The sequence below is a fragment of the Streptomyces sp. NBC_00989 genome, from assembly GCF_045162655.1.
Classification (GTDB): Bacteria; Actinomycetota; Actinomycetes; order Streptomycetales; family Streptomycetaceae; genus Streptomyces.
In genome coordinates this window covers 11,636,611-11,650,649 of sequence record NZ_CP108728.1, presented here as the reverse complement: position 1 = coordinate 11,650,649, position 14,039 = coordinate 11,636,611, and the positions used below count along the sequence as shown (strand labels likewise).

Sequence of the window (14,039 nt, the reverse complement as noted above, 5' to 3'; positions counted from 1 at the left end):
ACGGCAGTTCGGGAGTTCCGCCGCGGAAAGATCAGCCAAGGCGTTCCGTACGCTTGACTCGGCGGGCATGCGGCCCGATCCTCGTCCCAGATATTGCGCGGGCCATGACAACCTCAACGGTCGGTCAACCGCGTCTTCCCGCCGACCGAGGGATGTGGGCCTTGACGCCGCTTCGACGCTCGTACCGCAGACGCAGACACGCCACCATGCTGTCGCTGCTGCTCCTGGTGCTGGCCATGGCCCTCGGGCCCACCCCGAGTTCGGCGGCCGGCAACGACTGGTGGATCCCGACCGCCCGCCCCGCCCCGGACGTTCAGATCAACGTCACCGGCGAGCCCTTCACCGGCACCAACTCGGCAGGAGAGGTACAGGGGTTCGTCGACGCGCACAACCACCTCTTCGGCAACGAGGCCTTCGGCGGCCGGCTGATCTGCGGCAAGGTCTTCTCCGATGACGGTGTCGCCGACGCCCTGAAGGACTGCCCCGAGCACTACCCCGACGGCACCCTCGCGATCTTCGACTACATCACCCACGGGGGCGACGGCAATCACGACCCGGTCGGCTGGCCGACCTTCAAGGACTGGCCCGCGTACGACTCGATGACCCACCAGGCCGACTACTACGCCTGGGTGGAGCGGGCCTGGCGCGGCGGACAGCGCGTGCTCGTCAACGACCTCGTCACCAACGGCATGATCTGCTCCATCTACCCCTTCAAGGACCGCAGTTGTGACGAGATGACCTCGATCCGGCTGCAGGCGAAGATGACCTACGCGCTCCAGGCGTACATCGACAAGATGTACGGCGGCACCGGCAAGGGCTGGTTCCGGATCGTCACCGACAGCGCGCAGGCGCGGCAGGTCATCGAGGAGGGCAAACTCGCCGTCGTCCTCGGGGTCGAGACCTCAGAACCCTTCGGCTGCAAGCAGATCCTCGACATCCCGCAGTGCAGCAAGCAGGACATCGACAAGGGACTCGACGAGCTCTACGCCCTCGGCGTCCGCTCCATGTTCCTCTGCCACAAGTTCGACAACGCGCTGTGCGGCGTCCGCTTCGACTCCGGGGGCCTAGGAACGGCCATCAACGTCGGCCAGTTCCTGTCCACCGGCACCTTCTGGCAGACCGAGAAGTGCACCGGCCCGCAGCACGACAACCCCATCGGGAGCGCCACGTCCGAGGCGGAGTCGGACCTGCCGGCCGGCGTGGACGTCCCCTCGTACGACTCGAACGCGCAGTGCAACAAGCGCGGCCTCACCGAACTCGGCGAGTATGCCGTGCGCGGCATGATGAAACGCAAGATGATGCTGGAGATCGACCACATGGGTGTCAAGGCCGTCGGCCAGGCGCTGGACATCCTGGAGTCGGCGTCCTACCCCGGCGTGATCTCCTCGCACAGCTGGATGGATCTGAACTGGACCGAACGGGTCTACGCCCTCGGCGGCTTCGTCGCCCAGTACATGCACGGCTCCGAGGGCTTCGTCGCGGAAGCCGCCCGGACCAAGGCACTGCGCGACAAGTACGGTGTGGGCTACGGCTACGGCACCGACTTCAACGGCATCGGCGACCATCCCGCCCCGCGGGGCGCGGACGCCGCGAACAAGGTGACGTACCCCTTCAAGAGCGTCGATGGCGGCTCCGTCATCGACAGGCAGACCTCCGGCGAGCGCACCTTCGACATCAACACCGACGGCGCGGCCCACGCCGGGATGATCCCCGACTGGATCGAGGACATCCGGCAGGTCGGCGGCCAGGACGTGGTGAACGACCTGTTCCGGGGCGCCGAGTCCTACCTGGACACCTGGCGGGCCACCGAACAGCACCAGGCCTCGGTGAACCTTGCCAAGGGGCAGCCGTCGACGGCCAGTTCGTCCGAGTCGAACCCGTTCACCAGCTACCAGCCGGGCCGAGCCGTCGACGGCGACGACGCCACCCGCTGGGCCAGCGACTGGAGCGACGACCAGTGGTGGCAGGTCGACCTGGGCTCCACCCACCTGGTCTCCCGGGTGACCTTGGACTGGGAGCGCGCGTACGGGAAGTCGTATCGCATCGAGCTCTCCACCGACGGCACGAACTGGCAGACCGCCTGGTCCACCACGAGCGGCGACGGCGGCCTGGACACGGCCCGGTTCACCGGGACTCCGGCCCGCTACGTCCGGGTCCACGGCCTCGATCGCGGAACAGACTGGGGGTACTCGCTGTACGAGGTCGGGGTCCACAGCGCCTGAGCCGGGGCCGACGGAAGGCACGCACGCCGTCCCCCACGCGCGACCGCCCCGACGAGCTCCGTCTCCGCACGGGCGGTCCGTCACGGCCCTCTCCTGGCACGCCTTGCGGAGCGGTCGCGCCGCACCCCCGAGCCGGTCCGGCGGACCCCGGCGATCTCCACCGCGGAGATCCACAACGATCCGCGGCCGGCCAGCCCCTTCGACGGCAAGGTGGCGGGGCGCCGAGCCGTCACGAGGGCCCTCGGTCACCTGGTGCAGGCCGCGAGAACCTCTCCGGCCCGGTGCAGCGCCTCCTGGTGGCCGAAGAGCCCGGACGTGTTGAGGCTGCCCCGAAGCCACCGCGAGGGAACCCCGGTCGGCCGTCGCGGTGCGGGCCAGGGTGGTGGCATGAGCGACACTCTGACCATCGGTGTGCTGCTGTTCGACGATGTCGAGGAACTCGACGTGGTCGGCCGGTGGGAGGTTCTCGGATTCTGGGCGTCCCACATCGCGTCAACTCCCTTGCACGTACTGGCCGTTGGGCCGGAGGCCGGAGTGGTGCGCGCTTCGAAGGGGCTGGGGCTCGTCGCCGACCACGCCGCGACCGATGTGCCGGCGTTCAATGTCCTCGTCCACCCCGGCGGCAACGGCACGCGCGCTCTGGTCAAGGATTCGGCGCACCTGGAGTGGCTGCGGCACCTTCATACGCAGGGCACCGTGCTGGCGAGCGCGTGCACCGGTTCGCTGGTGCTCGCCGCCGCCGGTCTGCTGGCGGGCCGCCCGGCGACCACCCACCGGGACTACCTCAACAGGCTCGCGAAGATCGACCCGTCGGTCGATGTACGGACGCGGGAGCGGTATGTGGACGACGGCGACATCGTCACCAGCGCCGGGGTGTCGGCCGGCATCGACATGGCTCTGCTAGCCCGGGCGATCACGGTGTCCGGGTGGTCGGCGGTCGAGGTTCCCCCGCTGCGCCGTCAGGGCCTCTGCGCAGGTCTTGGCCCGGCGTTCCTGCCTCTTACGACGTGGGGAGCGATTGAGGCCGGACACGGCTCCGGTCCCGCTTGCGGCAGGTAATACGAAATCGTATAGTCCGAAATCGTGAAGTCCGAATCCGTTCCATCTGAGTGGTCGGCCCTGCTTGCTCTGCAGCGGGCCACCCACGCCACCCTGCAAGTGCTCGCCGCAGAGCTCGTCGACCTGGACCTGACCGCTTCCGAGATCAACGCACTGGCCAACCTGGCCGACGGCCGAGGCCGGACTGTGTCCGAACTCGGCGCGGCCGTGGGCACCCGCCCCACCACGCTGACCAGCGTCCTGGACCGCCTGGAACGACGCGGCCACATCACCCGTGGCGCCAGCCCGGGAGACCGCCGCGCGGTGCTCATCCAACTCACCTCCTCCGGACAACTGACCGCCACCACGATCCGACAGGCCATCACCGGCCTGGAGCATCGCGCGCTCGACGGCCTGCCGACGGACGCGATTGCAGGCCTGCGCGCTGCCCTGCAAGCCATGACGGAGGTGCCCTCATGACCGCTCATCCCCCGCACGCTGCCAACGCGCCCGACTTCGAAGCCTTGATGGCCGAAGTGACGGCGACCACCGAGCGGTTCGGCCACCGGGAACATGTTCATCTGACGTGGCTGGCCGTGCGGCGGGTCGGTGTGCGCGCGGCGGTCGGCCTGGTCAGCGACGGCATCCAGCGCACCGCCCGCTATGCGGGGGCGCCCCAGAAGTACCACGCGACCGTCAGCCGGGCCTGGGTGGAGTTGGTCGGTCACCACGCGGCCGAACACGGCGAAGACGACTTCACCGCGTTCGCCGACCACCACTCCGCCCTGCTCGACAAGCGACTCCTGACAGCCCGTTTCTACCGTCCGTCGACGCTGGCCTCCTTGCAGGCGAAGACAGGCTGGATCGAGCCCGACCTCGCTCCCTTCCCGTGGCAGGACGCCGGCCGGGGGCAGCCCCGGGAGGAAGAGGAACGGTGACCGTAACCGGGCAACGGCCGCACGGGTTCAGCCGGTTGTGAAGACTGGCTGGACCCGTGCGGCCTGTTCCCATCCTGTCCTGACGGGCCTCTCCCGCGCACATCTCGGCGAGTTGATCGAAGAACTCGCCGCCAAGTGGCAGGCCGTCCGGCAGTCGGCGCTGCGCGAACGACGCGGCGGGGCCCGGCGCCGGGCCGCTGGTGCGGGTCCCAAGCAGCGCATGGTGTTCACCGACCGGCTGCTGGTCACCCTGGTTCACCTCCGGCTGGGGCTGCCGCACGCGGCGCTGGCGGAGCTGTACTCGGTGGACCGCTCCACTGTCTCCGGGGCGATCCGCCAGGTCCGCCCGCTGCTGGCGGCCCGCGGCTTCGCCGTCCCGGACCGTCCCGGAGTTCGGTTGCGCTCGCTGGAGGACCTGTTCGCCTACGCTGACGCTGAGGGTGTCAAGCTGCGGATCGACGGCACCGAGGTGCAGGTCCGCCGCCCCCGCGCGGGGCGCCCCGGCCGCAAGGCGTTCGTCTCTGGCAAGAAGAAGCAGAACACCATCAAGACCACCACCTTCAGCGACGGCCAGGGTCGCACCCTGTTCAGCGGAGTCGTGCGGCCGGGCCGGATGCACGACCAGACCGCAGTACGCACCGAGGGCATGGCCGAGCAGTTCCATCAACACCCTACGGTGGAGGCTGAGGTCGACGAGGGCTACCGGGGACTGGCCAACGAGTTCCCCGGCCAGGTCAGCGCGCCGCCGAAGAAGCCAAAGAACGACGCGCCGCTCGGCGAGCACAATGCCTGGCGCGAACGGCGCCGCTGCCAGTCCTCCGCCCGGATCTGCGTGGAGCACAAGCAGTGGCGGCCGCTGCAGCGGTTCACAGGCCGCCGCGAGGCCTACGCCGAGACCCACCTCGCGATTGCGGGACTGGTCTCCGACCGCTCCGCCCGGAGGGCAACTCGTCACAAGCCGAGCACTGAACTGGTGCTCGCCCGGCGCACCTCCTGCTGATCACCCACCAGCCGGACCGCCAGGCCGACACTCCCCGGCCTCAATCGCTCCCCACGTCGTTACGTCACCGGGTGAGTGTTCAAGAACGTGGGTGCGCGGATGCCGATGTCCGGGACAGCGCCGGGGCCAGCCAGCGGTTGAGGAAGGTGCGGAGCCGGGTTTCGTCCTGTGATGGCTCGCTGGGGTGCTGCAGCAGCGACGTCAGGAGTCGCATGATGATCTCGGCGAGGCCGTTGAGTTCGTCCTCATCGATGTCTGCGGCGGCCCAGTCGACGGGGAAGCGCTGCAGCATCTTGGCGCCGTAGGCGATGGTGTCCCTGGTGGTGGCGCCGCGGCCGAAGGCGGTGGTGTCTCCGAGTTGCAGCAGAAGGCTCAGGCGTGGCTCGGTGGGGATGGTCCGTACGCAGAAGACCATGCCTTCGACCACGGCTTCGGCCGGGTCGGTGGTCCCTTGCAGGTGCGCGATCATCAGGTCGACGAACGACTCGGCGCCCTGGGCCGCCACCTCGCCGATGATGACGCTGATGCGGCCGAAGTGGCGGTAGACGGTCTGGCGGGTGACGCCGAGCTCGCCGGCGACGTCGGACAGGGTCGTCTTCGTGACGCCGTGCCTGTCGATGCAGCGGGCGGTCGCGTCGATGATGCGCTGCCGGGCCTCCGCGTCCGATGCGGGAGGCCGGCCTCCCCAGCCGTGATGCCCCATGGGCTTAGGATCGCACAGACTCTGTGGTCTGCCGGGACGTGGTCGCGCGGAGTACGGCCACGATGAGCCCAGTTGCGGCTACGGTGCACAGCATGGTGTACCAGAGGCTGCCGATCGGTGTGCCCTGCTCGGTGATGCCGTTGGTCGCTGCGAAGTAGGCCGGCAATGCGAGCAGCCAGAGGACGATGTGGACGCCGAGGTACAGCGCCGGATAGATCTGTGCGAACAGCGGCGATGCCACCGGAGCCGGACCTGTTCGCCGCGCGCGCCAGGCGTCCGCGAGAAGGTAGAGGCCGACGATCCAGACCAGGGCTAGCTCGGCACCAAGGATGGCCTGCTGGATCCCAAGGTGGTCCCCACCACGGAAGATGTTGCTGGGGACGCCGGCGACCGCCATCGCCAACGGGGTCAGGGCGCCGGCGGCCACGGTGCGCAGGCTGGTCTGCCGGCCGGTGAGCGTGCCCCGGCCGTCCTTCGCGCCGACCAGCCGGATGACGAGGTAGGTCATCGCGCCGAAGGACACGGAGGCGAACAGGAACATGCTGTTCATCGGGACCGAGGCGAGCGCCGGCTCGTTGATCATCTCGTTGCCGGGGTTCCAGGCCCACCACTTCAGCTGAGGTCCGAGCTGATCGAAGATCTCGTAGAACGCCTGGCAGGTGAACGCGACCGCCAGCGAACCGAGAAGGAGCCCACGTCGCGCGAAGACGCCGAGAGCGCGGACCACCTCGTAGGCGAGCTGCGACAGCGCCGGATAGAAGGCCACGATGTAGAGCGGCAGCCGGTCGTACATGAACTGCACGGTGAACACGTTGTGGGAGAAAATGAACCCAACGTGCTCCTCCAGGCCGAACCAGCCCGGGAAGTAGAGCGGCGGCTCGATCACCGCCAGGTAGACGAGCGAGGCGAACCACAGAGAGATGTTGACCGGGTCGTTGTCGCGCCGCCACCGCCGCCACGCATGGACGAGCGCGAACACCGCACCGCCGATGATGAGCAGTTCGAGGAACGGCATGGTGCCGTTCTCGAGACCGAACGGATCGCGGAAGGTGACGATGGGATCGGCCCCGTGGCAGGAGAAGCCGAGCTTTCCAGCGAGGCGCTCGGCCGCTGCATCGCATGAAGAGCTCATTCCTTGCCCCTCGGGTCAGTCATTGACGAGGTCGGTCTCGGCGTACGGCGAGCTGCCGGCGCGGGTGTGGCCGGTGAAGTCGGTGCCGGGCGGATCCTGCTGGTCGTCGAATCCGCCGGGCACGACCGTGCGTCCGAGCAGCTGACGCAGCTTGTAGCGCGCGACGCCGAACCAGAACCGCACGTCGGTGGTCATCTCCCTGAGTGACATGTCGAGGTTGAAGACCTGGGCGAACGTCCGCTCGACGTAGGCGTCCTCGCGGCTCGTGGCGTTGATGGCGTTGAAGACCGGCCAGCTGAGGCGCGCGGCCACCTTGCGGCGCCACGGAGCGACGACCTCACTGCCGGTCGCGAAGTCGTATGCCTGGTCACGTGCCATCGCGAGCATCCAGGGCACGTCGAGTGACTTCTTCTGACGGGCGAGGAATTCACGGAAGAAGGCGAGGTCGAGGACGTCGTGCCCGTGCAGCATTTCGGCGAGGATGAGCGCGGAGCGGGCCGCCGAGCTCATCCCCTGGGCGTAGAACGGGTTGAACGCGCAGATCGAGTCACCGACGCAGACCAACCCGAGCGGGGGCTGGTCGAGCAGGTCGAAGCGGCGCCACTTGTTGCCGGTCGCACGAGTGAGGTGCACCTCGGAGGTCGGAGTGCAGGCACGCGTCGCCTGCCCGAAGGACCTGGCCCGCACGCGGTCCACCGCGGCCTCGAAGGTATCGACCTCGCGCGGCATCCGGATGCCCCACGCTCCCATGCACACGATGGCGCGGTTCCCCTCGATCGGGAAGAAGTTGCTGAGGAACTCGTGTTCCTCAGGATGGTCGCCGGTGCCCTGGGTCGGGGTGATGACCAGGTGCTTCCACCACCACGACGGTGGACGCAGGTCGGCGGGCGGCAGGTCGTACCACCGCGACGTGTAGGTGACCTTGGCGTCTAGAGTCTTCTCCGGCGGCGTCGGCCATCCCGCCGTGCTCAGCCAGTCGGCGACGGAGGAGCCGCGCCCCAGCGCGTCGACGACCAGGTCGGCGGACAGGTGGCCCGAGTCGTCGCCCGCGCGGTACTCGACTCCCTCGACGCGCCCGCGCTCGGTGCCGCCCCCGGTGGAACGAAGTCCGGTGACGGTCACGCCCTCGCGGATCTCGATGGCCGGGAGCTCGCGGACCTTGTCGCGCAGGACCCGCTCGATGAGCACGCGGGAGCTGTAGACCATCGTCATCGACCCGGCCTTGCGCGGGGCCCAGCCGGCGTGCTCGCAGTACGCCGCGTCCATCGCCGGCATCAGGCGCATCCCGCCCGCGGCGATCAGCGCCTCCTCGAACCCAGGAAGGATCTCGCCGATCGCACGACGCCCGGAGTTGAGGAGGAAGTGCGGGTGCTTGCTCTGCGGCACGCCCCGCCGATGCTGAGCGTCCGGCGGGAGCCGGTCCCGCTCCAGGACGATCACCTCGTCGAAATGCCTCGCAAGCACTCCCGCGGCGCACAGCCCCGCCACGCTACCGCCGAGCACCACAGCCGTCTTTCCCCGCATGCCGCCTCCATTCATACACGTCATGACTGAATGTATGGGCGGACGGGACCGTAACAGGTACGGTCTGAACATTCCACACCCTTCCCGCGAGACGTCAGGTCCGGCGGAGTGACCTCCCACGGTCCAGCCGGGGCAACGGCCGGCTGGGACGCCCACGTAGTGGTGTAGGGAGTACCACCGCTCCGCTTCCGGTCGATGCCCATGACCGGTGTCAGTTCTCATCGAGCGTGTTTCAACCTGAAGTTGCACGGCCGTCGGCGAAGTCGACGGCGCTGTTCTGTGAGGCGGCGTGCCGTTCGAGGCACTGGCGGCGCATGCGTCGGGCGAGGGCTCGGACCGAGGCGGTGAAGGGCGGCGTGACGGCCTCGTGTCCGCAGTGTGGGGCGGTGTGGACGGTCGGGGTCGACCGCCTGGTATCGGCGGTGTACTGCTCTCCCGCCTGCCGCAAACAGGCCTGGCACGCGCGGCGCGCGCGGCCGGGCGCGGTGTGAGCCTGCGCGTTCGATGGATGCGGGGCCGCTTCGGGCGCCGGGGGCGACCTCGCAGACGACCTGCCCGCCCTGCATTCTCTGGTCAACGGCTTGACTTCCTCCCCCTTCTGCTTGACTTCCTCCCCCTTCTGAAGGAGGGGGATTCCTACGGCTCGCGCTGTAGGGGTTCCTGCTTCAACGCCGACTGCCCGCCAGGAGAACTCCCTTGAGGTCTTACACCAGCTCCACAGGCCGAGACGGCCAGCCCGGCCGCCAGGATGTTGCAGTCCGCGTTGATGTCGCGGTCATGTACGGCACCGCAGGCGCACGTCCACGCGCGGACGTTCAGCGGCATCATCGCCGCGAGGGTGCCGCAGGCCCCGCACAGCTTGCTGCTGGGGAACCAGCGGTCGATCACGACGAGTTCGCGCCCGTACCAGGCGCACTTGTACTCCAGCATGGACCGGAGTTGCGTCCACGACGCGTCACTGATGGCGCGTGCGAGCGTGTGGTTCTTCAGCAGGTTGCGGACGGTGAGGTCCTCGATCACGACCGTTTGGACGCCCCTATGACTGTCAAGCAGTCATGCCAGGACGGGCGTGAGCCCGGCACGTGGGAGGAGGGAGAAGATCTCGCGGGCGACGTAACGCTTGAGGCATCTGATCACTTCGCGCCGGGTCTTTCCCTCGCTGGTCCGCCGCTTGAGGTAGTCCTGGGTGCGTGGATCCCAGCGCAGGCGGCTCTGCACGATGCGGTAGAGCGCAGCGTTGGCCTGTCGATCGCCGCCGCGATTGAGGCGTCTTCGCTGCTGTTTGCCGGAGGAGCGCTCGACCGGGCTGGCTCCGCACAGCGCGGCGAAGGACGCCTCGTCGGCCAGGCGTTCTGGGTTGTCACCGGCGGTGATCAGGAGCGTGATGGCGCTGTCCGGGCCGACGCCGACGCGCTCCAGCAGTTGCGGAGCGTGGGACTGGACAAGGCCTGCCAGGCGTCGCTTCAGCTCGTCGATCTGCGCGGTCAGTTGCTGGATGCGCTCGGCCAGCAGCTGGAGCGTGACCACTGTGGCGTCCAGGACGTCGTCCCTGCCGAGGTAGCCGGGATCCGAGGTCAGGTTCGCGCAGGTGCGGATCAGCGCCGGGTTGGTCAGAGGGGTCAGTTGCTCCCGCAGGGCTGGGTCGGCGGACACCAGGACGGCCTTGAGCTGGTTGATGGCCTGGGTGCGGGCCTTGATGGCGGAGTCCTTGGCGAGTTTGAACATGCGCGCGATCTGCACCGGCCCATTGCCGGTCTTGGCCTGGGCAGTGGCTCTGCCGGAGATGACGGCCCGCGCGGCCGCCTGGGCGTCGACGGTGTCGGTCTTGCCCTGCTGCCGCTGGGCCGTCCTGTCGGGCCGGTTGACGTCGAAGACCTGGACGTCTCGGGCCAGGAGGTGGCGTGTCAGGGCTGCTCCGTAGGAGCCCGTGCCCTCGACTCCGGCACGCGTGAGTGTCCCGAAAGACCGGGCCCAGTCCAGCAGTTCGCGATAGCCGACCGAGGTGGCCGGGAACGCCTCGGTGGCCAGGACTCCGCCGAGAGGAGTAACCACGGCGGCGACGTGTGTGTCCCTGTGGGTATCGACCCCCAGAACGACCTCGCCGTCGGGCTGTCGCTGGCTGGCGTGCACACGGTTGGGCATACTGGCCACGGTCAATCCGCTCCCGGTCTGTTGGAGTGTCGGTTGGCCGACACCGGACCGGTCGGGGCGGTCAAAACTGTGACGGCGCCCTGTTCACGGCAAGGCCCCTATCGGGACACACCCCGCCGGCCCGGTGACAGCAAGCACCACCCCGGACCAACGACCGACAGATCCAAACCAGGACACCACGGTCCGTTCTCACGCGGGTCAAGCCGCAGCCCGGGACAGCACCCGCCGATTCTCACAGTTCTCACGGACGAGTCGAGTAGACAGCTTGTGCAGGTGGTCGCGGCGCCGGTCGGCGATCCGCGCATGCACGCGGGCGACCTTGCGGCGGGCCTTCTCCCGGTTCGCCGAGCCCGTCGCCTTGCGCGACAGCTCCCGCTGCGCTCGGGCCAGCCGCGCGCGGTCACGCTTCTCATGCTTTGGGTTGGCGACTTTTTCCCCGGTGGACAGCGTCACGAGGGAGGTGATCCCGGCGTCCAGGCCGACGGCCGCTGTGGTGGCGGCGCCCGGGGCGATGGTGTCCTCGCACAGCAGCGACACGAACCAGCGGCCCGCCGCGTCGCGGGACACCGTCACCGTCGTCGGCTCGCTGCCCTCGGGCAGCGGACGCGACCAGTGGATGTCCAGCGGACCGGCCATCTTCGCCAGCGTCAGCTGTCCCTCGCGCCACGTGAAGGCCGAGCGGGTGTACTCGGCCGACGAACGGGACTTCTTCCTCGACTTGAAACGCGGATACTTCGCCCGCTGGGCGAAGAAGTTCCCGAACGCCGCCTGAAGATGACGCAGCGCCTGCTGGAGCGGGACCGAGGACACCTCCGTCAGGAACGCGGACTCCCCGGTCTTCTTCCACTGGGTCAGCGCGGCCAACGACTGCACGTAGGAGATGCGGCGCTGCTCGCTGTACCAGGCCCGGGTGCGCTCTTCCAGCGCCTTGTTGTAGACGAGGCGGACGCAGCCGAACGTGCGCGACAACTCCGCCGCCTGCCCGTCCGTGGGGTAACAGCGGTATTTGAACGCCCGCTTGACCTGACGCGCCCTACCGCACGTTCTATCAGCTCCCGTGTGAGTGGCGGGTGTCGGCCGGCAGCCGATGGACCCCGGTCCGCCCTGACGGCGAACCGACTTTCCCTGCCCTGCTCCGCAGGAGCTTCGTTTCCTCCCCCGGCTGAAGCCGGGGGCATCCACGAAGGAGAGCCCCGATGAACATCGGGGAGATCGCCCGGCGTGCGGGCGTGTCACGGAGCACGGTGTCGTACGCGCTGAGCGGCAAACGTCCCGTCTCGACCAGCACCCGCAGACGTATCCAAGACATGATCGACGAGTTGGGATACCGGCCCAATGCGCCCGCGCGGGCCCTCAAGGAGGGGCGGACCCGGACGATCGGTCTCGTCATCCCGCCCGCCGGCAACCGGCTCACGCACATGCAGTTGGACTTCGTCACCAGCGTGGTCGACGCCGCCGCCCGGGTCGACCTGGATGTGCTGCTGTCCCCTTCCGGCGGGGATCACGACCGTTCCTTCGAGCGGTTGGTTTCGAAGAGCCGCGTGGACGGTGTGATTCTCATGGAGATCCGCCTGGAGGACCCTCGTGCCGGTCGGCTGCATGACGCCGGGCTGCCCTTCGTCGGCATCGGGCACACGGCTGGCGACCAGCAGATGTCCTGGATCGACGTCGACTACGCCGGCTTGATCCAGCACTGCGTGCGCCACCTCGCCGATCTGGGGCACCGCCGGGTTGCTCTGGTAACCCGGTTCCCCGGAACTCATCGCGGCGGGTTACGGCCCCGCCCGCAGGGCCAGGGAGGGCTTCAAGAGGGCCCTGGCGGAACGCGGCCTCGACGGCATCGAAGTGCCTTGTGGGGACGATGCCCGTTCCGGCCAGGAATGCATGACGGCGCTTCTGCAGAGCCATCCGGACCTCACAGCTGTCGCCACCATCAACGAGGCCGCCCTGCCCGGCATCCAGAGGGCACTGTCGGACACCGGCCTGGAAGTGCCGTACGACTTCTCCATCACCGGAGTGGCGGCCAGGACCTGGGCCGAGGACTTCCGTCCACCGCTCACGGCGGCGGACGTACCGGCCCTGGAGATGGGCGAGAAGGCCGTGTCCCTGCTGGTGGAGCGCATCACCGCGCCGGACACCCCGCCTCAGCACATCCTGCTGGCACCCCCGGTCTCGCTGCGCTCCAGCACAACCGCCGCGCCCACCGGCCGCCAGACGCGCGTCAACGGCACGGCGCGCTGAGCCGGGCGGCTACGGCAGACCCCTGCAGACCGTCGCGCACGAACTCCACCGCCGGCCACGCAGAACGCTCGACCGGGAAACCCCGGCCGAGCGCCTGTCCCCACTGCGCGCGACCGTCCGCAGCTGACGCGTGTCGCCTCGGTGTGAATGCCGCGGATCACCCGTGTCGAGCCCGCTTGGCCAGGAGTGGTCTGATAACGGTTCACGTGTCCGGCCGGCGTCTGCGGTGCTGGTGTGCCCGGTGCACTCACAGTTTGCCCTCCGAGAGGTCCGGGTACGCCCGTGCCCTGGCCAGCCGTCACACGGCTGGCCAGGGCACATTGACGGACAGCGGCTTTGCTCCTGTGCCCACGTCAGTTCTGCGCTGCCGTATGCGGTAGCGGCTGGTGCATCGGCTCATGAGGGGACCGGTGGCGGTCGGTCACCTGGCAGGTGCTGCGTCCGGCTCGCCTTGAGTACGCGACTTGGCGAAGCGGAACTCCGTGCTGTGCTTTGGGGGCCTGGCCGTCGAGGGTTGGTATCGCTGGCTGCCCGTGGGTGGCGAGATGGGCTCCCGGGGCGTCGCGTGTTGTTCCGCCCCGGGGCTGGTGTGGCAGGTCACCTTCCGACCGGACGGATGGGTCAGGGCCGGCTGTACCCCATGCACTTGAGTGGGTTGGCGTTCGCGTCGGCGACGCAGACGACGACAATCCCGGCCCCACCAGGCACATCCGCAGGGACTGTGGTCACGATCGGATATGTCGCGTCGCACTGGGTACTGGTGCTTCTGGCGTCGAGCTCGCTGGCCGAGGCAGTGTACGTGCCGATCCACGCCCTTCGGCAGCCCACGGCACGGAGTGTTCCATCGACCCCGACCGACCGGTTGTACCAAGTCAGGGTGCCGCGGGCGTAACTGGCCCCGTATGTGACGTCGAAAGTGGTGGTCGGGTAGGCGGCGGTCTGCGCGCCGGCGGCGGGAGCGCCCAGCAAGGTGCCCGCGGTCAGCACGACGGAACCGACGGCGGCAGCGAGATGAGTCTTCATACGATCTCCAGAATGGGATGAGCCGGTTGCGGCTTCACATCCTGGGCAGGTCGGCCACCTGCGGCCT

The 14,039-nt window shown here is 68.8% G+C and carries 10 protein-coding genes and 3 pseudogenes; 6 read left to right on the top strand and 7 right to left on the bottom strand.

What is annotated here, in order from left to right:
• Positions 1 to 206: 206 nt before the first annotated feature.
• The 5 genes from OG714_RS52780 to OG714_RS52760 all read left to right on the top strand — a co-directional run bounded on the left by OG714_RS52780 (position 207) and on the right by OG714_RS52760 (position 5,198).
• Complete coding sequence (locus tag OG714_RS52780) at positions 207 to 2,222, top strand: discoidin domain-containing protein (RefSeq protein WP_406132238.1); 2,016 nt, start codon at positions 207 to 209, stop codon at positions 2,220 to 2,222.
• Between the two features lie 387 nt (positions 2,223 to 2,609).
• Complete coding sequence (locus OG714_RS52775) at positions 2,610 to 3,281, top strand: DJ-1/PfpI family protein (protein ID WP_406131591.1); 672 nt, start codon at positions 2,610 to 2,612, stop codon at positions 3,279 to 3,281.
• Positions 3,282 to 3,305: 24 nt separating this feature from the next.
• A complete protein-coding gene (locus tag OG714_RS52770) occupies positions 3,306 to 3,740 on the top strand; it encodes a MarR family winged helix-turn-helix transcriptional regulator (RefSeq protein ID WP_406131590.1) in 435 nt (144 codons plus the stop codon).
• Complete coding sequence (locus tag OG714_RS52765; RefSeq protein ID WP_405969370.1) at positions 3,737 to 4,198, top strand: hypothetical protein; 462 nt, start codon at positions 3,737 to 3,739, stop codon at positions 4,196 to 4,198. Before OG714_RS52770 ends, OG714_RS52765 begins: the two co-directional genes overlap by 4 nt.
• Before the next feature lie 37 nt (positions 4,199 to 4,235).
• On the top strand, positions 4,236 to 5,198 hold the full coding sequence (locus tag OG714_RS52760; protein WP_406131589.1) for a transposase family protein: 963 nt from the start codon (positions 4,236 to 4,238) through the stop codon (positions 5,196 to 5,198).
• A gap of 79 nt (positions 5,199 to 5,277) precedes the next feature.
• Here OG714_RS52760 and OG714_RS52755 read toward each other — a convergent pair whose 3' ends face one another.
• The 6 genes and pseudogenes from OG714_RS52755 to OG714_RS52730 all read right to left on the bottom strand — a co-directional run.
• Complete coding sequence (locus OG714_RS52755; RefSeq protein WP_406131588.1) at positions 5,278 to 5,901, bottom strand: TetR/AcrR family transcriptional regulator; 624 nt, start codon at positions 5,899 to 5,901, stop codon at positions 5,278 to 5,280.
• A gap of 4 nt (positions 5,902 to 5,905) precedes the next feature.
• Positions 5,906 to 7,033, bottom strand: a complete 1,128-nt coding sequence (locus tag OG714_RS52750) for a hypothetical protein (protein ID WP_406131587.1) — start codon at positions 7,031 to 7,033, stop codon at positions 5,906 to 5,908.
• A 15-nt stretch (positions 7,034 to 7,048) separates the two neighbouring features.
• The gene (locus OG714_RS52745; RefSeq protein ID WP_406131586.1) at positions 7,049 to 8,557 is read right to left on the bottom strand and encodes an FAD-dependent oxidoreductase; all 1,509 of its coding nucleotides are present in this window, start codon (positions 8,555 to 8,557) and stop codon (positions 7,049 to 7,051) included.
• A 636-nt stretch (positions 8,558 to 9,193) separates the two neighbouring features.
• Positions 9,194 to 9,586 (bottom strand): annotated as a pseudogene (locus tag OG714_RS52740) (RNA-guided endonuclease TnpB family protein); the annotation flags it as partial.
• Between the two features lie 24 nt (positions 9,587 to 9,610).
• Positions 9,611 to 10,699 carry an IS110 family transposase gene (locus OG714_RS52735; protein ID WP_329557339.1) on the bottom strand — a complete coding sequence of 363 codons (1,089 nt, stop codon included), beginning with the start codon at positions 10,697 to 10,699 and terminating at the stop codon, positions 9,611 to 9,613.
• Positions 10,700 to 10,945: 246 nt separating this feature from the next.
• Positions 10,946 to 11,797, bottom strand: a pseudogene (locus tag OG714_RS52730) (RNA-guided endonuclease InsQ/TnpB family protein); the annotation flags it as partial.
• 107 nt (positions 11,798 to 11,904) lie between these two features.
• Between OG714_RS52730 and OG714_RS52725 the strand changes: the two are divergent.
• Positions 11,905 to 12,949, top strand: a pseudogene (locus OG714_RS52725) (LacI family DNA-binding transcriptional regulator).
• A gap of 621 nt (positions 12,950 to 13,570) precedes the next feature.
• On the opposite strand, the gene OG714_RS52720 reads toward OG714_RS52725, so the two are convergent.
• Positions 13,571 to 13,972, bottom strand: a complete 402-nt coding sequence (locus OG714_RS52720; protein WP_406131585.1) for a hypothetical protein — start codon at positions 13,970 to 13,972, stop codon at positions 13,571 to 13,573.
• Positions 13,973 to 14,039: the final 67 nt, after the last annotated feature.